The following is a 21,216-nucleotide window of genomic DNA, read 5'->3' on the forward strand; positions in this document are numbered from 1 at the left end:
GCTATTGCGGCGGGATGGTCAGCGTTGCGCCAACAGGAAGCCGGCGCGGCTCATAACCCTTGTTGGCGCCCGAAATGACCTTCCATTTGGCACCGTCGCCATAGGCCTTCTTGGCCAGATCCCAATAAGTGTCGCCGGCAACGATGACATGGCTGGCTTCGGCCGGTGCGGCCTCCGCTGGCTTTGCCGGCTCGGCGGCGGGAGCCGGTGCCGCCGGGGCGGGGGCTGCTTCAGCCGGTTTTGCCGCCTCTGCCGGTGGCGCCGGCGGGGGTGGCGCTCCCTCTGTCGATATGGCCGGGGGCGTGTTGGCGATGTCGCCCGAGTTGGCCGGCAATTCGGGCATTGCCGGTGCCGCATCGGCAGGCTTGGCGGCTTCAGCCGGTGCGGGCGCCGGCGTGGCCGGCGCTGCTTCGGCTGGCTTGGCCGGATCGGTTGCCGGGGCCGCAGGCGCCGCGGCGACGGTCGCGGCTATTTCGGTGATGCGGCCGTCGAGCTTCGGCGTGTAGGGCCGGTGGGCGCCGAGGTAGTCGGCAACCACCTGTTCGAGGCCGGGGCCGTAATCATAGGCGTTCTTGGCCTTGTCGGCGAAGACCTTGTAGCCGTCGCCGCCCTGGCGGACATAGTTGTTGGTGGCGACCAGATAGTCCTTGTCCGGCTTGATCGGCGTCCAGGCGCCGCCTTCCATGACTTCCACCGATCTGACGCGGCCGGCATTGGGCGCGACGGATTTGTCGAAGGAATATTTCAGGCCGGCGACCTGGGGGAAGCGCCCGGCGCCGTCCTCGACCTGGCTGAGGCCGCCCTCGAGGCCGTCCACCAGATCCTTGCCCGAAATCTGGAAGGTCGCCAGCGTGTTCTGGAACGGCAGCACGGTCAGCACCTCGCCCATGGTGACGGTGCCCTTGTCGATCGAGGCGCGCAGGCCGCCGCCATTGGAGATGACGATCTCGACGCCCTGTCCCTTGACGCGGTCGAGGATGGCGTCGGAGACGAGATTGCCCATCGCGCATTCGCGGGTGCGGCAGCTCTCACGACTGCCGTCGATGACGTCGGTGGTTTCCGCCACTTCCTTGTTCTTCAACGCCTCGATCGGCGCTCCAAGCTCCTTGATGCGGGCGAGCACGGCCGGGTCGGGGGTGATCGACTTGTCGAGATAGATCGGGTCGCCGCTGGCCGACATGACGACGCCATTGTCGTCGAACACCACCTTGAACTCGCCGAGATATTTCGAGTAGGACGCCGCCTGCACAACCGGCACCTTGTAGCCGTCCGGATTGTCGACCATCGTCGGGTAGGGGCCTTCCGCCTTGGGGTCGGTGTTCGACAGCAGCGAATGGCTGTGGCCGCCGACGACGACATCGATGCCCGGGATCTTGGCAATGACGTCGCGTTCACGCCTGTAGCCGATATGGGTCACGGCGATGATCTTGTTGACGCCTTCGCCCTTGAGCTTCTCGACCTCGGCGGTGATCGACTTGACGTCATCCTCTATTGCGACGTTGGGTCCGGGGGAAGCGAGGTCCGGCGTGTCGTTGGTGATCGCGCCGATGATGCCGATCTTCTGGCCGCCGACCTCGACGACAACAGATGGCTTGACGCGGTCGCCGAGCTTGGATTGCGCGTTGGCCTTCACATTGGCGCCGAGCACCGGGAACTTGATCATGTCGAGGAACGGCGCCAGGGCCACTTCGCCGTCGTCGAATTCATGGTTGCCGAGCGCCATGGCATCGAACTTCATGTCGTTGAGGAATTCGCCTTCGACCTTGCCCTTGTAAGTGGAGTAGAACAGTGAGCCCTGGAAATTGTCGCCTGCGCTGAGCAGCAGCACGTTCTGGCCTTCCAGCTTCTTGCGCTCCTGGGCGATCGCGGTGATCAGCCGGCCCGCGCCACCGATGCACTCGCCCTTGGTTTCCTCGTCCGCCGAGCAGGTCGATTCATATTTGTTGTTGCCTTCGATGCGGCTGTGCCAGTCGTTGATATGCAGGATGTTCAGCGTGTAGTCGGCAAAGGACGCGCCGGCCGACAGACCGAGGGCTGAGGCTGACAGGGCTGCAATGGCGGCAAGCTTCTTCATCTTCGTCTCCCGGAAAGCTGATCAGAGGCCACTAGCGCTCTTGCTTGACTGGAACATAACAGCCGGCGCTTCGGCCATGTTCCCATCGCGTTCTGGATGACGCAAGCGGAATCCGGGACCCTTTGCCGGCATAAAAAAGGACGGCGGCCAACCGGCCGCCGTCCTTGGAAAACGAATGGTCGTGGGTTCAGACGCGCCTTGTCAGCACGAAATTCTGACCGCTGGAGCTGGTGCAGTTGAGCTGGCTTGTCGACACCATCAGGCAGTTGAAGCTGACCGCGGTCTGGCGGATCAGCGAGGTGCCGTTGATCTGCACCGATGTGGCGCCTGTCATCGTGTAGCTGCCGTCGGCAAGCTTCTGGCCGGTGTCGGTGGCCACCGTCGTGAAGGTACCGCCGGCGAAGGTCGACAGGCCGGTGCCTTTGGCGTCGATCCAGGAGCCCTCGACGCCTTTCGGCGCCGCTGCCATCGGCGGTTCATCAGGGCCGCTGGTCGCACAGGCGGCGAGCATCGTCGCAATGGCACCCGCCACGCTCATCGAAAGAATTTTGCGCGCAATGATCATGTGAAAATCCTCTCCTCTCGCATCGGCCCGAAAATCGGAATCGATTTTCGACAAGCACGAGGCGTGCATCCAAGTTTCCAGAGCGACATGCGTCATGAATGCGTGTCGTTGTGGTCCGCATCCCTTCAATCGCCCGATTTCCGGGCGATTGCAAGGCGGTGAGGCAGGTAGGCGGTGCTGCTATCGCACAAGGATGTTGCGGAACTGCCACGGGTCGTTCCGGTCGAGGTCTTCCGGGAACAGGCCGGGACGGTTATCGAGCGGCGTCCAGTCGGTGTAGTAGCCCTTGACCGGTCCGAGATACTGGGACTGCACTTCCAGGCACCGCCTGTAGTCCATCTCGTCGGCTTCGACGATGCCGGCCTCGGGGTTTTCCAGCGCCCAGACCATGCCCGAGAGCACCGCCGAGGTGACCTGCATGCCGGTGGCGTTCTGATAGGGCGCCAGCTTGCGCGCCTCGGCGAGTGACAGCTGCGAGCCGTACCAGTAGGCATTCTTGTCGTGGCCGTAGAGCAGCACGCCGAGTTCGTCGACGCCGTCGATCAACTCGTTCTCGTCGAGCACATGATGCACCGGCTGAGGCTTGCCGGCGGCGCCGAACATCTCGTCGAGCGACAGCATCGCGTCGTTGCAGGGATGATAGGCATAGTGGCAGGTCGGGCGGTACTGGACCTTGCCCTTCTTCGAACGCACGGTGAAGAAATCGGCGATCGAGATCGCCTCGTTATGCGTCACCAGCAGGCCGTATTGCGCGCCGGGAGTCGGACACCACGAGCGCACGCGCGTGTTGGCGCCCGGCTGCTCCAGATAGATGGCTGCCTTCGAGCCGTGCCTGTGCTTCTTGGCGTTCTTCGGCATCCATGTCTCGTGTGTGCCCCAGCCAAGTTCCGCGGGCTGCAGGCCCTCGGAGATGAAGCCTTCGACCGACCAGGTGTTCCAGAACACATCCATCGGTTTCGGCTTCTTGGCGCGCTGGGTGTCACGTTCGGCGATGTGGATGCCCTTGACGCCGGCCTTCTTCATCAGCTTGGCCCAGCCCTCGCGGTCGTCCTGCGCGGGCTCCGAGAATTCCAGGCCAAGATCGGTGGCGAGATTGACCAACGCCTGCTTGACGAACCACGAGACCATGCCTGGATTGGCGCCGCAGGTGGAGACCGCCGTGGCACCGCCGGGCTTGTCGTGCTTTTCCTTGAGCAGCGACTCGCGCAGCGCGTAATTGGTGCGGCTGGCGTTGTCCGCCTTGGCGTCGAAATAGAAGCCGAGCCACGGCTCGACGACGGTGTCGATGTAGAGCACACCGAGCTTGCGGCAGAGCCGCATCAGGTCCACCGAGCCGGTATCAACCGACAGGTTGATGCAAAAGCCCTGGCCGCCGCCATTGGTCAGAAGCGGGGTCAAGAGCTTCTTGTAGTTCTTCTCGGTCACCGCTTCCTGGACGAAGGCGATGCCGCGCTCGTCGAGCAGCTTGCGGTCGGTGTCGCGCGGGTCGATGACCGTCATGCGCGACTTGTCGAACTGGAAATGGCGTTCGATCAGCGGCAGCGTTCCCCGGCCGATCGAGCCGAAGCCGATCATCACGACAGGGCCGTTGATCTCACCGTAAACGGGCCAGTTTTCATTCGCCATTTTATCGAGCACTCCTTCAAAACCCAGGAAACTGGGAAAACATGCGCAAAACCGGGAATTTTTGCCCGGCGGCCATGCGCTACATCACAGATCATTGTCACAAACCAGCGAAAAGCGCCAACCAGCGGCTAGCTGCGTTGGCTACGTGGTTAAGGCTGAAACCGTGGATGAGTGGCTCTATCCGAACCGAAGTTAGCTCATTCGCCAAGCGCAAGCGACGCGCCCCGTCCGTTCAACGGATTTTTGCCCTCGGCGCAGCTGTGGACGCCCGAACGACTAACTCCACGGGCAGAACGACTTGGCGGGGCGGTTGGTTGTCAAGAACCATGCGGGCGGCGAGCCTGCCTTTTCCGATCACGTCTTGCGCGACAGTCGTCAGCGGAGGTGTGGTGCGCGCGGATTCAGCAGTGCCATCGAAGCCAATGACCGACACGTGGCCCGGCACCTCTATGCCGCGACAAACCGCCTCGTCGAGTATTGTGATCGCCTGCCAATCCGACATGGTCAGGATCGCGGTTGCTTCAGGCACATTGTCGAACACCACCGCTCCAGCAGATGGATCGCCGGGCGTCGTCTCGATAATCGGGACATCGTCGATCGACAAGTTCGCCTCCGCCAAGCCCTGTTTGAAACCGTCAAGCCTTTCGTCATCGAGTGAGAAGCCGGCAAGAAGCGGGCGCTTTGCCTGTCCGGGCATGTGCACAATGGGAGGGCCTGGAGTTCTCCGTATGGACAGGATGGCAAAATGTCGGTGTCCCAGCCCGGTCAGATGCCGGACGGCAGCGACCGCGCCCCTCCTGCCGTCGATCTTTATCGAATTGATGTCGGGACCTGCGTCGCTTTCGAGAATGACGAAGGGCATACGCCGTCGTTGTGCCGATGTTATGAGGCCGATATCCGCGCTGTGACCAAGGATGAAGCCGTCGACCAGGGCCTCGCGGATATTGGCGATGCGCGTGTTGTCCGTGCCGTTTACAAGACTGAGCGCCGCTCCGGCCTCGTCGCAGGCGAGCGAAACGCCTAACACCAACTCGCGGAGATAGGGACTTCTGAGCACGTCGGCGATGGCGTAGGCACCAGGCGGCATGAACCCGATGGCATTGAACTTGCCATCCCGCAGCAATCGTCCCTTTGGATCGGGGCCGCCAAATCCGAGCGCTCGCGCGGCCGCTTCGACACGTTGGCGCAACTCAGGCCTGACCAGTTCCGGCCGGTTGAAGACGTTGGAAACAGTGCCCCGGGAGACACCGGCAGCCTTGCCCACGTCGGCTAGCGTTGGCATTGCGATTCACCCATTTCCCTTCAGTTAGACCATTTTTTGGAGCGCTCCAAGAATTTTGTTGACTCGAAAGTGGAAAGGGCGGATCGTATCACTTGGAGCGCTCCAAGTATGTGTATCTGGCATTTTCGCGACTGAAACATCGAAGATCGTCAAATGGCTTGGTCCCAACGGCCACGCCCAGGGAGGGTGTTATGGCAGAAACCAATGTTTTTCCCGCCTCGCTTATCGGTAAGACTTTCGACTGCGTTTTCGGCCCGTTCGTACCCCGGCTGACGTTTTTCTCGCCGGAAGAACTACATGTGCATGCGTCGATCGGAGCCACCAAAATTGACGAGGTGGTCAAGATCGACATGACCAGCGTACGCCCGAACCTCGTGCTCATGAGCTGGACGGAGCAGAGCGGCAACTTCATCGTGCAGTTGCAGGATCATGAGAAAGGGATCGTCCACAATTATGCGCGGCTGGCCGACGGGCAGCTCTTCTGTGCCCAAGGCGTCATTCAAGCCGTTGCGCCTGCGTGACGCTCCCGCGTCGGGGCCCGGCAGAGTGCGGCATCGACCGGCATACTGCTGTTTCCTAGTTGAAGTACTTCGGATTACGATCTGCTGAATTGCCGTCATCGATTTCCCTATTGAAGGAGGAAAGTGCGATGGAACTCGCTTACGACAGTCATCTGCTTGCCCGAATTCTGCTGAGCGTCGCGACCGTGGGCTACGGTGTGGTGACGATCAAAGCCGACCTCAACGCCACCCACGCCACCAATCCGCTGTGGACTCCGCACGCCCGGTTTCACGTCGTTTGGCAGGTGCTGAGCTACACCGGAGTCGCGCTGATTGCGCTGGGGCTTATCTGGATTGGAGGCCCACTCCAAGCCGAGCGGCTCTATCTCGCCGGGGGATTGGGCGTCGCCATGTATGGAGCGTTCTTCGTGGCCATGCTCTCACGACCGATCTATGGCGGCGTGCTCTACGACGAGAACGGCTACCTGCCATTCCGACCGCCGTTCGGACCGGCGGGTTGGCGGTGGGATGTCAACGTCACCGTCTTTACCGCGATGTCCGCGATCCTGCTGCTGGGCTTGGCCGCGATTTAGGACAGCGCCAGCCCCCCGAGCCGGTCGACCAGCCGATCGCGGTCTGCGGTCAGGCCCTTGTAATCGAGCTGGGCGAGATCGAGCGCTTCGAGCTGGGCGGCGAAAGACGCCGCGAGCTTCGCCCGATCAGGGTGCCTGGCCAGCACGGCGAGCGGGTCGAGATGGATGCGGATGGTGAACAGGATATCGCGTGAAACAGGCAGTTTGCGCAGGGTCTGCCGCTCGACGCGGATGAAGGCATGGGCGTCGATGTCGCCATCGGGAAAGCGCGACGGCCGGTTGGTGGCGCGGTCGATGCGCTGCAGGTCGGAGAGCGGATGGTAGAGCGCGTTGTCGGACTGGATCGACCAGTTGTAGCGCTCGACCGCCTGCCCCTGGAGGCCATCGAACATCCGGTTGATGAGTTCCGCCGGACGCGTGCCCGGGCCGAAACCCGGCACCGGCGCGTGGATGTCCTGCAGCGGCTTGCCGAATTTTTCCAGGAGCGACCAGGACGAGGGAAAGCAAAGCGAGCCGGCAACCAGCCGCCAGCCGCTGTCGCCACGGCGCATCAGGATGAGGTCTTCCTGGACGAGCTGTGAGGCCTTGGCCAGCGGCGCATCGGCAAGGGAAGCAGGCAGTCGGTTCGCCGCGCCCGCCACCTCGACGCTTGATCCGCCGAGCCGATGGGTTTCGGGGAACCTCTCCAGGAGATGCGCAGCGAGCAAGTCGAGCACTTCCTGCTGGGCATCGCGCGTGCCGTCCTCCTCGACGAAAACTCGCTCTGGGATTTCGGCATAGAGCCGGTGCTTCTCGGCGAGATACGGCAGCAGATGGCCGTCGACCTCGATCCAGTCCGCCGGATCGAGCGGCTTCAGCCCGATACTGAACAGTTTCGACGAGCCGTCATAGGGCGTGTGGGTGGGGAGCGTATGCTCTGGGGGTGTGTGAGTGGGCACAGTCGTCCTGTTTCAGGTCAGTCTTGCGGGGATCAGTCCGCGTAGCGAATTGCCGACGAACAGGGTCCTGGCGGATTTCAGATCGTCCAAGCTGTAGATCGCTTCGCGGGCGCGGCCTTCATCCAGAAGCTGCGCGCGCAATACACCAGGCAGCAGGCCGCAGTCGAGCCGGGGCGTGGCCAACACGCCGTCGCCGAGATCGGCAAAGACATTGGTGATCGTGCCTTCACAGATCTCGCCGCGCTCGTTGGCCATAAGCACCTCGTCGGCCTGGGTGATGAGGTGTTCGGCGCGGGCACGCGTGTAGAGCTGCCGTCGGCTGGTCTTGTGGCGCAGCAGCGTGTCGTGCGAATCGAGCCTCGTCCGCGCCAGCCGCAGCATCCAGACCTTGTCGGCGGCGACCGGTTCATAAGGCTGCGCCGAGGCCGCCACCTCACCATCGTGCGACAGGACGAGCCGCGTGCGAATGGCAACGCCGGAACCGCTGACCGCGCTGCTCAGCGCCTCGCCGACCTTGCCTGGATCGCAGCGGAAGCCGAGCTCCGCCGCCGAGCCATAGAGGCGCGCAAGATGGCGATCGAAGCGCAGGAAGCCCGGGCCGGGTTCCCAGCGCATGGTCTCGATCAACTGAAAGTCGGCGGTGTTCCCGTCGCGAAGCGCGCTTTCAGCAGACACTCCTGATACTCCTCCTGCGCCGTCGAATCGAAGACGACGCCGCCTCCGACATTGTAGACGGCCTCGCCGCCCGAAAAGAGCGAGATGGTGCGGATCGCCACGGAAAAGCGCATCGGGCCGCCGGGCGCGATCCAGCCTATGGCGCCGCAATAGGCATCGCGGGGCGTGCCTTCCAGATCGCGCAGGATCTCCATGGCACGGATCTTAGGCGCGCCGGTGATCGAACCGCAAGGAAACAGCGCCGCGAAAATCTGGCGGATAGAGAGACCCGGCAGCAGTTTGGCCCTGACGTCGCTTACCATCTGATGCACGGTCGGGTAGGTCTCGATGCGGAACAGCGCCGGCACGTCCAGCGTACCGACCTCGCTGATCAGCGAGATATCGTTGCGAAGGAGATCGACGATCATCCGGTTTTCGGCCTGGTTCTTCTCGTCATTGCGCAGGAAGATCTTCTGCCGTTCGTCCTCGGCTTTGGTGGCGCCGCGCGGCGCCGTGCCCTTCATCGGATGCGTCTCGATCATGCCCTCGGCGTCGATCTCGAAGAACAGTTCAGGCGAGCGCGACAGCACGATGGGTTCACCGAGCGCGATCAGCGCGCCATATTTCACCGGCTGACGTTCCGTCAATGCATCGAAGGCGGCCAGCGGCTCGCCTGACCATTGCGCATGCACGGGAAAGGTCAGATTGCCCTGGTAGCAATCACCTTGCCGGATGTGCTGGTGCAGCCGCGAGAAGCGTTTTTCATAATCCTCCGGCGACCACGTCGCACGGGCGTCGAAGATCGGGCCGTTGGTCGCCGTGGTGTCGCGCGGCGGCACCGCCTCTTCGACCGGGGCATCGAAAACCCCAAGGCACACGAGTGGTGCCCGGCGTCCATTCGGCAGCAGGGGAACGAGCTTGGGTTCGAGCAGGTAGCCCGCCTCATACGAGAAATAGCCGGCAAGCCATTTGCCTGCATCATGCGCGGCTTGTGCTGCTTCCAGAGCCGGTTCGAAATCCTCTGCTTCGTGCGCCACGATGATATCGGCCGGCCGGTCGAAAACGAGCTGGCGCGCGCTTTTGTCATTGCGAAAAATTGCGGCGGGCAGGGACATGGGCACCGAATGCTGCGGTCAATGAAGCATCAACCGCTCTATATGGGGTGCCGCCCGCGCGCAATCGAGGGAACGGCACGCTGCCTCTTAAAGCCGACCTTTGGGCCAACTCAGGAACCAAGAGCAAACGGCGACGCCGATATGGCGCCGCCGCTTGCAATCTTCAGGTCTCGCCTGGCGATCAGCTGTTGCTGGAGGTTCCGGCTGTTGGAAACTGCTTGGCGAATTCCTTCTCGTTGCCGGCTGCGATCAGCTTGGCCTGCTCGATCCAGCGTTCGCGCGCGATGCGGCCGTCGAAATTCATGACGTCCTCGATCCGTTTGATATCGGCCGCGGTCCAGGACGCGATCTGCGCGAAGCTGGTGACGCCTTGCGCCTTGAGCAGCTTCTCGTTGACCGGACCGATACCGATCAGCCGGCGCAGATTGTCGGGCTTTCCGGATGCTGGGCCGGCTGCTGGCTTGGCTGTTGCAGACTTGGTTGTTGCAGGCTTGGCTGTTGCAGGTTTGCTCGTTGCAGGTTTGCTCGTTGCGGATTTGGCTGGAGCCGAGGTTTTGGTGGCGGCGGGTTTCGCCGCCGGCTTGGCAGGGACCGCCTTGCCAGGGACCGCTTTCGCAGCGGCCGGTTTGGCCGGCGCCGGCTTTGTGGCGGCGGATTTGGCCGTCACGGGGGTCGACATCAGGGCCGCCGGCGCCTGGCTTGCCGGCTTTGCCGCGCTGCTTCCGGCGGCAGGTGCGGCCGGCGCTTCACGCAGCCGGCGCTCGAGGTCGGCGCGGGTCTTGCCGCATGCATCGAGTTCGCCGGTCAGGCGGTCGCCGTCGGTGCGCAGCCTGTCGCGTTCGCTGCGTGTACGGTCGAGGTCGCCGCGCAAGCTGTCGAGTTCACCGCGCAGGCGCCCCCAAAGGAACCAGCCGACCAACACGCCTATCAGGAACGCCAGGACCACGTAGAAAAAAGTGCCCATTGTCTCTCTCCAGTCAGATCCGTCTGCCGTGGGTCATGACCTTCGGCGAAGGACTACTCTTGGTGGTTCCGCGGTAAGCAGAACAGCCGGCTTCGGTTCGAGCTGCGGCGATCGGCTTTGCTTGCCCATGGCCAACGGCCGTTGTCGCGTTCGCCTGAGCGACACGGCCGGCTGAGATTTCTCCTCGCCGATCCGCATGCGCTCCGGCTGAGCTTGGAGCGAAGGCTATCATAGAGCTTGTGGAAAGCTATCGGAAAACTTCGGTGGAGAGTACTTCAAGAACAGATATTTAGGGTGATAGTAGAGCTGTCCCAACATGCATTCCGGCTAAACTGTTAGAGCGATGCCTGAGGGACGCGTTTCAAGCGTCGAGCGCTTCCAGCTCGTCGATCAGGCCGCTGATGACGCCAAGTCCGATCTGCCAGAAGGCGGGATCGGTGGCGTCGAGCCCGAAGGGCGCCAGAAGCTCGGAATGATGTTTGGTACCGCCGGCGCGCAGCATTTCGAAATACTTGTCCTGAAAGCCGCGCTCGGCGTTCTGGTAGACCGCGTAGAGCGAGTTCACCAGGCAGTCGCCGAAAGCATAGGCATAGACATAGAAGGGTGAATGGATGAAGTGCGGGATGTAGGTCCAGAACACCTCGTAGCCTTCGCGCAGCTTGATAGCGGGACCCAGACTTTCGGCCTGCACTTCGAGCCAGAACTGACCGAGCCTGTCGGAGGTCAGTTCGCCGTTCTTGCGTTCGGCATGCACCTTGCGCTCGAATTCATAGAAGGCAATCTGGCGCACGACCGTGTTGATCATGTCCTCGACCTTCTGGGCGAGCATGGCCTTGCGCTCGCGCCGGTCGGTGGTCTGGTCGAGCAGCGAGCGGAAGGTCAGCATCTCGCCGAAGACCGATGCCGTCTCGGCCAGCGTCAGCGGCGTCGAGGCCATCAGTGCGCCCTGGCCGCCGGCCAGCACCTGATGCACCCCATGGCCAAGCTCGTGCGCCAGCGTCATCACATCGCGCGGCTTGCCCATGTAGTTGAGCAGGACATAGGGATGCGCCGACGGCACGGTCGGATGCGCGAAGGCGCCAGGCGACTTGCCGGGCCGCACCGGCGCGTCGATCCAATTGCGGTCGAAGAAGGTTCGCGCGATCTCGGCCATGTCGGGCGAAAAGCGCTGATAGGCGGACAGCACGGTGTTCCTGGCCTCGTCCCAGCCAATGATCGCCTGGGGCGTATCCGGCAACGGCGCGTTGCGGTCCCAGTGGTTCATCACCTCCATGCCCAGCCAGCGTGCCTTCATCGCGTAATAGCGGTGCGACAGGCGCGGATAGGCATCGCGAACGGCGGAAGCCAGGGCGTCCACCACGCTGCGCTCGACGCGGTTGGCGAGATGGCGTGAATCGGCGATGTCCTCGAAGCCGCGCCAGCGGTCGGATATCTCCTTGTCCTTGGCCAGCGTGTTGGTGATCAGCGTGAAGGTGCGCAAATTTTTGCGGAAGGTCGTGGCCAGCGCCTCGGACGCCCGGCGGCGCACCTCGCCGTCGGCGTCCTGCAAACGGTTCAGCGCCGGCTCCAGCGTCAGTTCCTCGCCGTCGATGTCGAAGCGAAGGTCGGTCATCGTCTCGTCGAACAGGCGGTTCCAGGCGCCGCGCCCGGTGATCGACTTTTCGTGGAAGAGCTGCTCGACGCGGTCCTCAAGCTGGTAGGGCTTGTCCTTGCGCAGATCGAGCACCCACGGCCGGTAGTGACCGAAGGCGGGATCGCCGGCGAGCGCGCCTTCGATCGACGCATCGTCGATCAGGTTGAGTTCGAGCGCGAAGAACAGAAGGTGCGCGCTGGCGTCGGTCATCTTCTCCTGGACGTCACCATAGAGCTTGGCGCGCTGGGGATCAGCGGTGTTTCCGGCATAAACCAGACCCGCATAGGAGACGATGCGGCCGATCAGTTCCTCCAGCGCTTCGTAGGCGACGAGCGCCTCGCCCAGCCTGCCGGCGCTGCCGCGCTCGGCCTCGGCGGCCAGCGTGCCCTTCCAGCGGCTTTCGAAGCTGACCGCGTCAGTGGCGGCCTTGGCGATGTCGCGCTTCAGTTCTGGCGCGTCCATGCCGGCATAGAGGTCGGCAAGGTTCCATTCCGGCAGGTCGCCCAGCTCGACCGCGCCCTGACCGGACGCCGGCGCCGCCAGCCGCCGTGCGGAACCCATGTGGCCAGAATCCTTATGCATTGCCGACACCTTCCGTGGCCAAGGTTCAAGGAGAAACGAGAAGCCGGTCAAATCCTAAGGAATTCATTCACCGGGTTTTTTGAAACCTTATTTAGAACCCTGTGCCAAGATGGTCCACAGGGCAGGATTCCTCGGGCGGGCATAGTCGTATCAGTCATGACAGGTTCCATACTCATAGTCGATGACGATCCGGTGCAACGCCGGCTGCTCGAAGCGGCGGTGACGCGGTTCGGCTACAGCGCAATCGTCGTCGACGGCGGCGCGGCCGCCCTCGATATCCTCGATGGACCCGGCGCCCGCGAGGTGTCGGTGGTCATCCTCGATCTGGTCATGCCCGGTCTCGATGGTATCGGCGTGCTGAAGGCGATGCGCGAGCGCGACATCAACGTGCCGGCCATCGTGCAGACCGCGCAGGGCGGCATCGAGACCGTGGTTTCGGCGATGCGTCATGGCGCCTTCGATTTCGTCGTCAAGCCGGCTTCTCCCGACAGGCTGCAGGCGTCGATCGGCAATGCGCTCAAGGTCGAGGCCGTCGAGGGCGAGGTCAAGCGCACGTCGCGCCGTCGCGGCGGCCTCCTGACCTTCAAGGACATGATCACGCACAGCCCGGCCATGGACAGGGTGATCCGTCTTGGCCAGAAAGCGGCGGCATCCAACATCCCGATCCTGATCGAGGGCGAGTCCGGCGTCGGCAAGGAACTGGTGGCGCGCGCCATCCAGGGCAGTGGCGACCGCCGCTCGAAACCCTTCGTCACCGTCAATTGCGGCGCCATCCCCGACAATCTGGTCGAATCGATCCTGTTCGGCCATGAGAAGGGCTCGTTCACCGGCGCCACCGACAAGCACACGGGCAAGTTCGTCGAAGCGCATTCGGGCACACTGTTCCTCGACGAGATCGGCGACCTGCCGCTCGACGTGCAAGTCAAGCTGTTGCGCGCGGTCCAGGACGGCGAGGTCGATCCGGTCGGCGGACGATCGACCGTCAGGGTCGACATCAGGCTGATTTCGGCGACGCACCGCAACCTCCTGCAGCAGGTCAAGGACGGCAAGTTCCGCGAGGATCTGTTCTATCGGCTGAACGTCTACCCGATCTTCGTGCCGCCGCTGCGCGACCGCCGCGACGACATCCCCTATCTGGTCACCCATTTCATGGAGAAGGTGGCGCCGGCCGACCCGCACCGTCGCCTGCAAGGTATTTCGGCGGCAGCGCTCGCCGTGCTGCAAGCCTATGACTGGCCTGGAAACATCCGGCAGCTCGAAAATGCCGTCTTCCGGGCCTCGGTGCTTTGCGAAGGCGATGTGCTTTCCGCCGAGGACTTCCCGCAGATACGGGCGCAAGTGGAAGGCACCGTCAACCTGGATATGGACGGCGATGCGCCGGCGCCCTCCCAGTCTTTGCAGGAGCGCGATGACGAAGCCTTGCCCGGCGAGGGCGGCCCAGCAATCGCGTTCGATCCGCCGGCAAGGCTGCAGCCTCGCTTCGGCACGTTGCGGGCGCTCGACGAGCGCGGCAATGTGCGGGCACTGGCCGATGTCGAACTCGAGATGATCAAGCTTGCCATCGATCACTACAACGGACAGATGAGCGAAGTCGCCCGCCGACTCGGGATCGGTCGCTCGACGCTCTATCGCAAGCTCAAGGAACACGGCATCGATCCGGAGACGGGCCGCGTAGACCGGCTCGCCTCCTAAGGGCGATGCCGGGCTGAGCTTGGGAATCCGGCTTGCCACAAAGGCCGACGCCAGCTTGCAATGCCACAGCAGGCCTTGTATCGCCGTTTCGGCGGCATTGTGGCTGTGTCATGGACAGCTCTGTTCACGCATTAAGGCTAACGGTAACAGATCGTGTTCGGGCCGAAGGCGGAAATCTGATCTAAACCAGCGGTTTACCAAGAAACCTTGTGAACAATTTTTGACGGGATATCGCCACGGTGTTACCGCATTTCGGCTTCAATAAGCGATGATTAACCATTAGGATCGATATTCGGGTGTGCTAATGCCACATCCGTTTGGACAAATCCGGGGACAAACGGCAGCCTGCAAGGCCTTTTGATTTGAACAGAATCGAACGACACACAAACAGGCGGCACCATCATTTGAGCGTCTGGCCGAAGTGGCTGGCAGTGTTGGTTGTCGCTTTTGGTTTTGTTGCCGCGGCTGCGAGCGGAGCCAGCGCCGAAACACGGTCGCTGAAGCTTTATCATCTCCACACCCACGAGAAGGCCGAGATCGTCTACAAGCGCAACGGCCGCTACGTTCCCGAGGGTCTCAGGAAGATCAACATCATTTTGCGCGACTGGCGTCGCAACGAGCCGACCAAGATGGATCCGCGCCTGCTGGATCTGGTCTGGGAAGCGTATCGGGAAGCCGGCGCCACGGACTACATCCAGGTCATCTGCGGCTATCGCTCGCCGTCGACGAACTCGATGCTGCGCGGCCGCAGCAGGGGCGTCGCCGAGAAGAGCCAGCATATGCTCGGCAAGGCGATGGATTTCTACATCCCCGGCGTGCCGCTGAAGAAGCTGCGCAACATCGGTCTCAAGATGCAGGGCGGCGGCGTCGGCTACTATCCGTCATCCGGTTCGCCGTTCGTCCACATGGATATCGGCAATGTGCGCCATTGGCCCGGTATCAGCCGGCAGGAACTGGTCAGCCTGTTCCCCAACGGCAAGACGCTGCATGTGCCGAGCGACGGCAGGCCGCTGCCCGGCTTTGAGCAGGCGCTCGCCTCCTACAAGGCGCGCAAGGGTTCAGGCTCGCCGGCCATCGAGATGGCCAGCGCCGGCGGCAGCGGCAAGAAGTCAGGTGGCTTCCTGTCGGCATTCTTCGGCGGCGGCGACGACGAGGCCGAAGACAGCGCCGATGTCCAGACCGCTTCGGCGGCCCCCCCGCCCAAGGCGAGAAACCTGAAGCCGGCAGCGGCAGCCAAGACCAGCAACCTCCCGGGCATTGCCATCGTGGCGCCGGAGAATGCGCGGCGCGCCGAGATTCCGCAGGTGGCCGAGCAGCAGGCTCCGGAGCCGGAAGAGGACACGCCGGAGACGATCATCGCGGCATTGCCGGCCCGAAGCGTTCCGCTGCCGGATTTCGCACCGCGGCCAAAAGCCGATGTCGGCGCTCAGCAGCCTGAGAATGTTCCTTTTGCGATGGCGGAGGCGACAGCCACCACCGAGCAGGCCGTGGCGACCGCGCATGCGCCGGCGAGCGTTCCTTTCGGCGTGGCCGATGCAACGGCTTCGGCTAATCCGGCCCAGGTCGCGGTCAACAACATACCGTTGCCGACATGGCGTCCCGACAATTCGCTGCCGGCCGCTCTGGCTGCGCCGCCCAGCAAGGATGTGCTGATGGCGCTGGCCGAGACGGCTGATCAAAGCAAGACGGCGACCGATGCGTTCTCGGTGCTGCCGACGGCGCGGCCCGAGATGGCCCAGCCGGATGCGGTCAAGCCGGATGCGGTCAAGGCCGTGCTCGACGAGGCCAATGCCCAGGTCGGTGCGGCCGATTACCAGCTTGCTTCCTTGTCCGGATCCGAGCCGCGTTCGGCGTTCAACGATCCAGGCACCAACGCCGCATCGCCGCGCGATGCCGTCGTTGCCCGCCCAGTCGGTTCCGATCCGGCCGCCGCGATCGGCGCCGGCGTCAAGACGACCCGCAAGGAATCGAGAGCCACCGCCCGCGACCTGAAGCCAGGCCCCAAGGCCATGGTGGTTGCAGCCGCACCGCAGGCCGCCCGCTGGGCATTGACCAGCGGCGAGCATGTCGCCACCGTTTCAAGCGCGACGACGGCGCCGGGCTACGCCTACAGCATCGTGCACACGCCGCCCAGCGAGGTCTACACGGCCGGCTTCCAGCCGAGCAGCCAGGTGGCCGATGCCAACCGCTTCACCGGCAACGCCGTCAAGTTCATGTCGGTAGCCCGCTTCCAGACCAAATGACGGCAAATCAATCGACAAAGCCGCGCCGGGCAACCAGCCGGCTTTTTGCTGTTCAGCGAACCGGGCCAGCCTGCACGGTCACGCTCGGCTGAACTTCTCGTGAAGCCGGAACGGTCGGCCTATTCCCCGGGTTAACACAGGTTCGTTCAAACCCGGGGAGATCCATGAAGAACATCCTATTGGCATCGGTCATCGCATTGGCAACCGCTTCGGCGGCCATCGCCCCTACGCAGGCCGAGACCATTGTCGTCAAGACTCATGACCATATGCACATGAAGAAGCACTGCCGGACCAAGGTGGTCACAAGCTGGAAGCATCACCACAGGGTGGTTGAAAAGGTTCGGGTCTGCAGCTGATCCGGTTCGGAGCCGATTGGCAAACCCGGTCGACGCGAGTCGGCCGGGTTTTTTCATGCCGTGGCCGAAGCCTTATTTCGCAAGCTTGCTCGCCGCGCGCGCCAGGGCTTCGATCTCGTCCCACTTGCCGGCCTTGACGAGGTCGTCGGGCGCTACCCAGGAACCGCCGACGCAGACCACGTTGGGCAGGCTTAGATAGTCGGCCGCGTTCTTGGCCGAGATGCCGCCGGTCGGGCAGAATTTCACATCGGCGAGCGGTGAGGCGAAGGCCTTCAGCGAAGCGATGCCGCCCGACTGCTCGGCCGGGAAGAATTTGAGAAAGCGCAAGCCGGCTTCGCGCGCGGCCATGATTTCGCCGGGCGTGATGGCGCCGGGCAGCAGCGGAACATCGCTGCCGGCGGCTGCCGACAGAAGCTCGCGGGTGATGCCGGGGCTGACGATGAAGCGCGAGCCCGCGGCAGCCGCCTCTTCGAACTGCCTGGCATCGAGAATGGTGCCGGCGCCGACGATGGCGTCCTCGACTTCCCCAGCGACCCGCCGGATCGCTTCCAGCGCGTCGGCGGTCCTCAGCGTGATCTCGATTGCCGGCAGGCCGCCGCCCGCCAGCGCGCGCGCCAGCGGCACGGCATTGGCGACATCGGAGATCTTCAGCACCGGGATGACCGGCTGGCCGTTGAGGAGCGACAGAAGTTTTTCGGTCTTGCTGGGCATGTGTCTCTCCGTGGCGTGGACAATTCAACCGATTAGCAGAAGGCCGTTTTCCTGTCCACGAAACCGGCCGTGTCGCGATGTCACGTGTCGCCCATGCTCGCCAAGCTTGGCTCACAAAGGCGGCTGCCAGCTCGGCGGTGGTGTCGGCAGTTTTGTGCCGGCAGCTTTGTCAGGATAGGAATTTTTTCTTGACTCCCTGATCTCAGCTATGGTATAAATTCGCCTATGGTGCAGATTTGCGCCCGTGACCTCCGAACAGAATGCTTGCTTTGCCTTGAATAGGCTTTCGTGAGCGTCTAGTGGCTTCGGCAATGACATCACTTCCACCCTTCCGCGTCGCAGCGCTCTACCGGTTTGCCCGGCTCGACGCTTTCGAAGAACTGCGCGCGCCGCTCGCCGCCTTCTGCTGCGGGCGCGGCATCAAGGGCACGCTGCTGCTGGCGCATGAAGGCATCAACGGCACCGTCGCCGGCAGCGAGGCGGCAATTGCCGAACTGATCTTGTATCTCGAAGCCATCGAAGGGCTGGCGGGCCTCGAGGTCAAGTACAGCGCAGCCGCGGACATGCCGTTCCACCGCATGAAGGTGCGGCTGAAGCGCGAGATCGTTACCATGGGTGTCGATGACATCGATCCTTCGAAAAGTGCCGGCACCTATGTCGCGCCGGCCGACTGGAACGCTCTGATTTCGCAGCCCGGCACTGTCGTCATCGACACGCGCAATGCCTACGAGGTGTCGATCGGCACATTCAGGGGTGCGATCGACCCGGCCACCGCAAGCTTCCGCGAGTTCCCGGCCTGGGTGGAGGCGCACCGGGGGGAACTCGAAGGCCGCAAGGTGGCGATGTTCTGCACCGGCGGTATTCGCTGCGAAAAGGCTACCGCCTATGTCAAATCGCTCGGCTTCGAGGATGTCTTCCATCTCAAGGGCGGCATTCTCAAATATCTCGAAGAGGTTCCGGCCGAACAGAGCCTCTGGCAAGGCGAGTGCTTCGTCTTCGACGAGCGCGTTTCGGTGTCGCACGGCCTCGCCGAGGGCGAAGCGGAACTGTGCCGCGCCTGCCGCCACCCGCTGACACCGGGCGACCTGACGTCGCCCAAATTCGCCGCCGGTATTTCCTGCCCGCATTGTTTCGATGCGCGTTCGAACGAGGACCGCCAGCGTTATGCCGAGCGCCAGCGCCAGGTCGAGCTTGCGCAGGCGCGGGGCAGAGAGCCGCATATCGGCTCCTGATCCGGGCATCAAGCTGCTGCAAAGCGGCCGCCTGTCATTGCAATGTCAAGTTTCGGGACCTACGTCTTCGACGTTCGAAACCTGCCCGTTCGGCCGGGCAAATCCTGGAGGCACTGAATGTTCGATCCCAAGAAGCTTCTCGACGATCTGCTCGGCTCGCAAATCCCCGGCACCAGCGGCACCGTCCGCGACAAGGCGGGGCAGGCCGTGCAGATGGCCAAGGACAATCCGCTGGCCGCCGGCGCACTGGCCGCCGTGCTGCTTGGAACTGGTGCCGGTCGTAACGTGACGGGCGCCGCGGTGAAGCTTGGCGGACTGGCCGCCATCGGCGGCCTCGCCTACAAGGCCTACCAGAACTACAAGGCCGGCAACGCACCCGCCGAAGCACCGGCCGCCGGCGAACCGGAATTGCTGCCGCCGCCCAAGGACACCGCCTTCCACCCGTCGCAGGCGCCGCAAGGCGAGGACGAATTCACGCTGACCCTGATACGGGCGATGATCTCGGCGGCGAAGGCCGATGGCCATATCGACGATGAAGAGCGCCAGAACATCGCCGGCAAGCTCAGCCTGGCCGGCATAGACTCCGATGCCGAAAAGTTCCTGATGGCGGAGCTGGCAAGCCCGCTCGACCTCGACACGCTGGTCGCCGGCGCCAAGACCGACGCGCAGAAGCTCGAACTCTACACGGCGTCGCGCCTGACCATCGATCCCGACACCCGCGCCGAGCGTGGCTACCTCGACCTGCTTGCAGGCCGGCTCGGCCTGCCGGACGCGCTGGTCGACCATGTCGAGGCAACGGTTTCGGCGGCCAAGGTGCCGGCCACGGCAGGGACGTCACCCAATCCGCGCTGGTAGGCCAAAACGGCACAGGAGGCGCTTTCCGGGTTAACCTCTCGTTAACCCAGCAAGCGCATCATTCAACACAGTCGGATCGGCTTTTCCTCCTCCCAAGCCCGGTTCAGATCAGGGGCGGTCGCCAATGGCCGCCCTTTTTGTCGGCCCGATCGGATGGACACGCTTGCCATCGCCGCCGTCATTTGCGATGCCTTCCTTTTTCGAGCCAAACCCCGAAAATCAGTCGAGCAAGCGCAGCGCTGCCGGAGGACAACAGCCATGACCGAACAAAGAACCGCCATCGTCACCGGGGCCGGCACGGGCATCGGCAAGAGCGTCGCCACGGCGCTGCTCAAGGCGGGCTGGAACACAGTGTTCTGCGGACGCCGCAAATCCGTGCTGGATGCAGCCGTGGCTGAGGCCGGGCCTACCGACGCCAAGGCCCTGGCGGTTGCCTGCGATATCAGCAAGGGAGGCGAGGTCGACGATCTGTTCGAGACCGTGGCGGCGGCCTTCGGCCGTGTCGACCTGCTCTTCAACAATGCCGGCATGGGCTACAAATCGACGCCGATCGACGAGATACCGGTCGAAGTGTGGAACGATATCGTCGGCGTCAACCTGACCGGTTCGTTCCTGTGTGCCCGTGCCGCCTTCGGCGCCATGCGCAAGCAGAAGCCGATGGGCGGCCGCATCATCAACAACGGTTCGGTGTCGGCCTATGCGCCACGTCCGGGCTCGGTGCCCTACACGGCGACCAAGCATGCCATCACAGGACTGACCAAGACGCTGGCGCTCGACGGCCGGCCCTATGACATCGCCTGCGGCCAGATCGACATCGGCAACGCGCTGACCGACATGGCACAGCCGATGACGGTCGGCGTGCCGCAGGCCAACGGCTCGATATCAGCCGAAGCGGTGATGGACGTTCAGCGCGTCGCCGACGCCGTCGTCCACATGGCCAGCCTGCCGCTCGATGCCAATGTGCTGTTCATGACCGTCATGGCGACCAAGATGCCGTTTGTCGGGCGTGGGTGAGCAGCCCGGTTCGCGTAAGCGAATTCATCGTGCCAGTGGCACGATGAAAGGCCGGCGAACGGTGAAGGCCCGATCCGCCTTTCGGGCGGATCAAAAGGTCCAGTGGACCCTTTTGAAGGGGCTGAACGCCCGAAAGGGCTGAAGGACGCTGCGAAGCAGCGGGGACCCAGCCGGATGGTTTTATTTCCCCGCAAGCGGCACGCCGGGTTTGAAAAGCAGAATGGGCCTGATCTCGTAAACGGCGGTGGGATTGACGCGGCGAAGGTCGCGGGCGATCGCGATGGCCTCGTCTCGCGTGGCGCAGTCGACGACATAGAGGCCGAGAAGCTGTTCCTTGGTTTCGGCGAAAGGACCGTCGATGATCACACCGTCGCCCGGGCCGCGCAGGGTGATGGCATCCTGTGTCGCGCCCAGACGCGCGGACGGTCCAAGCGTGCCTTCCTCATGAAGCCGGGTGTTGATCTTCAGCAGGTCGGCCATAAGTGCTGCATCTTCCTGCGGCGTCAGCGCCTTGATCGCATCTTCCACGTGATAGGCGAGGATTGCGTAGAACATTTGATGTCACCTGCTTTGACCCTGATCCAGGA

Annotated in this window: 19 protein-coding genes; 8 read left to right on the forward strand and 11 right to left on the reverse strand. The window is 63.4% G+C overall.

Features of this window, described 5'->3' with window-relative positions; translation table 11 throughout:
• Position 1 precedes the first annotated feature (1 nt).
• The 4 genes from EOB80_RS03100 to EOB80_RS03115 form a co-directional block, all read right to left on the reverse strand.
• Positions 2-2,074, reverse strand: a complete 2,073-nt coding sequence (locus EOB80_RS03100; protein ID WP_127326641.1) for a bifunctional UDP-sugar hydrolase/5'-nucleotidase — start codon at positions 2,072-2,074, stop codon at positions 2-4.
• Between the two features lie 187 nt (positions 2,075-2,261).
• Complete coding sequence (locus tag EOB80_RS03105) at positions 2,262-2,639, reverse strand: hypothetical protein (RefSeq protein WP_127259982.1); 378 nt, start codon at positions 2,637-2,639, stop codon at positions 2,262-2,264.
• 180 nt (positions 2,640-2,819) lie between these two features.
• Entirely contained in the window at positions 2,820-4,265 is a 1,446-nt protein-coding gene (locus EOB80_RS03110) for a homospermidine synthase (RefSeq protein WP_127326642.1), read from the reverse strand.
• A gap of 232 nt (positions 4,266-4,497) precedes the next feature.
• Positions 4,498-5,547 carry a LacI family DNA-binding transcriptional regulator gene (locus EOB80_RS03115; protein ID WP_127326643.1) on the reverse strand — a complete coding sequence of 350 codons (1,050 nt, stop codon included), beginning with the start codon at positions 5,545-5,547 and terminating at the stop codon, positions 4,498-4,500.
• A 191-nt stretch (positions 5,548-5,738) separates the two neighbouring features.
• Here EOB80_RS03115 and EOB80_RS03120 point away from each other — a divergent pair, with 191 nt between their 5' ends.
• Entirely contained in the window at positions 5,739-6,068 is a 330-nt protein-coding gene (locus tag EOB80_RS03120; RefSeq protein ID WP_127326644.1) for a hypothetical protein, read from the forward strand.
• 128 nt (positions 6,069-6,196) lie between these two features.
• A complete protein-coding gene (locus tag EOB80_RS03125; RefSeq protein WP_127268297.1) occupies positions 6,197-6,640 on the forward strand; it encodes a hypothetical protein in 444 nt (147 codons plus the stop codon).
• Here the strand turns inward: EOB80_RS03125 and EOB80_RS03130 are convergent.
• The 5 genes from EOB80_RS03130 to EOB80_RS03150 form a co-directional block, all read right to left on the reverse strand.
• On the reverse strand, positions 6,637-7,578 hold the full coding sequence (locus EOB80_RS03130; protein ID WP_127326645.1) for a DUF3445 domain-containing protein: 942 nt from the start codon (positions 7,576-7,578) through the stop codon (positions 6,637-6,639). The two genes, EOB80_RS03125 and EOB80_RS03130, sit on opposite strands and share 4 nt — an antisense overlap.
• A gap of 12 nt (positions 7,579-7,590) precedes the next feature.
• Positions 7,591-8,253, reverse strand: coding sequence for an aminotransferase class IV family protein (locus EOB80_RS03135; protein ID WP_127326646.1), 663 nt, complete (start codon positions 8,251-8,253; stop codon positions 7,591-7,593).
• Positions 8,202-9,347 (reverse strand): aminodeoxychorismate synthase component I, encoded by a 1,146-nt coding sequence (locus tag EOB80_RS03140; protein WP_127326647.1) that lies wholly within the window; start codon positions 9,345-9,347, stop codon positions 8,202-8,204. Before EOB80_RS03140 ends, EOB80_RS03135 begins: the two co-directional genes overlap by 52 nt.
• Before the next feature lie 181 nt (positions 9,348-9,528).
• Positions 9,529-10,311, reverse strand: a complete 783-nt coding sequence (locus tag EOB80_RS03145; protein ID WP_127326648.1) for a proton-conducting membrane transporter — start codon at positions 10,309-10,311, stop codon at positions 9,529-9,531.
• Positions 10,312-10,672: 361 nt separating this feature from the next.
• On the reverse strand, positions 10,673-12,505 hold the full coding sequence (locus EOB80_RS03150) for a M3 family oligoendopeptidase (RefSeq protein ID WP_127326857.1): 1,833 nt from the start codon (positions 12,503-12,505) through the stop codon (positions 10,673-10,675).
• Between the two features lie 177 nt (positions 12,506-12,682).
• On the opposite strand from EOB80_RS03150, the gene EOB80_RS03155 reads away from it, so the two are divergent.
• The 3 genes from EOB80_RS03155 to EOB80_RS03165 all read left to right on the forward strand — a co-directional run bounded on the left by EOB80_RS03155 (position 12,683) and on the right by EOB80_RS03165 (position 16,817).
• The gene (locus EOB80_RS03155) at positions 12,683-14,218 is read left to right on the forward strand and encodes a sigma-54 dependent transcriptional regulator (protein WP_027038209.1); all 1,536 of its coding nucleotides are present in this window, start codon (positions 12,683-12,685) and stop codon (positions 14,216-14,218) included.
• A gap of 404 nt (positions 14,219-14,622) precedes the next feature.
• Positions 14,623-16,461, forward strand: a complete 1,839-nt coding sequence (locus EOB80_RS03160) for a DUF882 domain-containing protein (protein WP_127326649.1) — start codon at positions 14,623-14,625, stop codon at positions 16,459-16,461.
• Between the two features lie 164 nt (positions 16,462-16,625).
• The gene (locus tag EOB80_RS03165; RefSeq protein WP_127272097.1) at positions 16,626-16,817 is read left to right on the forward strand and encodes a hypothetical protein; all 192 of its coding nucleotides are present in this window, start codon (positions 16,626-16,628) and stop codon (positions 16,815-16,817) included.
• Between the two features lie 72 nt (positions 16,818-16,889).
• Here the strand turns inward: EOB80_RS03165 and EOB80_RS03170 are convergent, their stop codons facing one another.
• On the reverse strand, positions 16,890-17,528 hold the full coding sequence (locus tag EOB80_RS03170) for a 2-dehydro-3-deoxy-phosphogluconate aldolase (protein WP_127326650.1): 639 nt from the start codon (positions 17,526-17,528) through the stop codon (positions 16,890-16,892).
• A gap of 311 nt (positions 17,529-17,839) precedes the next feature.
• On the opposite strand from EOB80_RS03170, the gene EOB80_RS03175 reads away from it, so the two are divergent.
• The 3 genes from EOB80_RS03175 to EOB80_RS03185 all read left to right on the forward strand — a co-directional run bounded on the left by EOB80_RS03175 (position 17,840) and on the right by EOB80_RS03185 (position 20,629).
• Positions 17,840-18,760, forward strand: a complete 921-nt coding sequence (locus EOB80_RS03175) for a rhodanese-related sulfurtransferase (RefSeq protein WP_127268076.1) — start codon at positions 17,840-17,842, stop codon at positions 18,758-18,760.
• A 117-nt stretch (positions 18,761-18,877) separates the two neighbouring features.
• Positions 18,878-19,615 carry a tellurite resistance TerB family protein gene (locus EOB80_RS03180; protein ID WP_127326651.1) on the forward strand — a complete coding sequence of 246 codons (738 nt, stop codon included), beginning with the start codon at positions 18,878-18,880 and terminating at the stop codon, positions 19,613-19,615.
• Positions 19,616-19,873: 258 nt separating this feature from the next.
• Positions 19,874-20,629, forward strand: a complete 756-nt coding sequence (locus tag EOB80_RS03185) for an SDR family oxidoreductase (RefSeq protein ID WP_127326652.1) — start codon at positions 19,874-19,876, stop codon at positions 20,627-20,629.
• Positions 20,630-20,809: 180 nt separating this feature from the next.
• On the opposite strand, the gene EOB80_RS03190 is transcribed toward EOB80_RS03185, so the two are convergent.
• Positions 20,810-21,184, reverse strand: a complete 375-nt coding sequence (locus EOB80_RS03190; RefSeq protein WP_013529744.1) for a YciI family protein — start codon at positions 21,182-21,184, stop codon at positions 20,810-20,812.
• Positions 21,185-21,216: the final 32 nt, after the last annotated feature.

Source organism: Mesorhizobium sp. M7A.F.Ca.MR.245.00.0.0 (assembly GCF_003997415.1).
Taxonomy (GTDB): Bacteria; Pseudomonadota; Alphaproteobacteria; order Rhizobiales; family Rhizobiaceae; genus Mesorhizobium.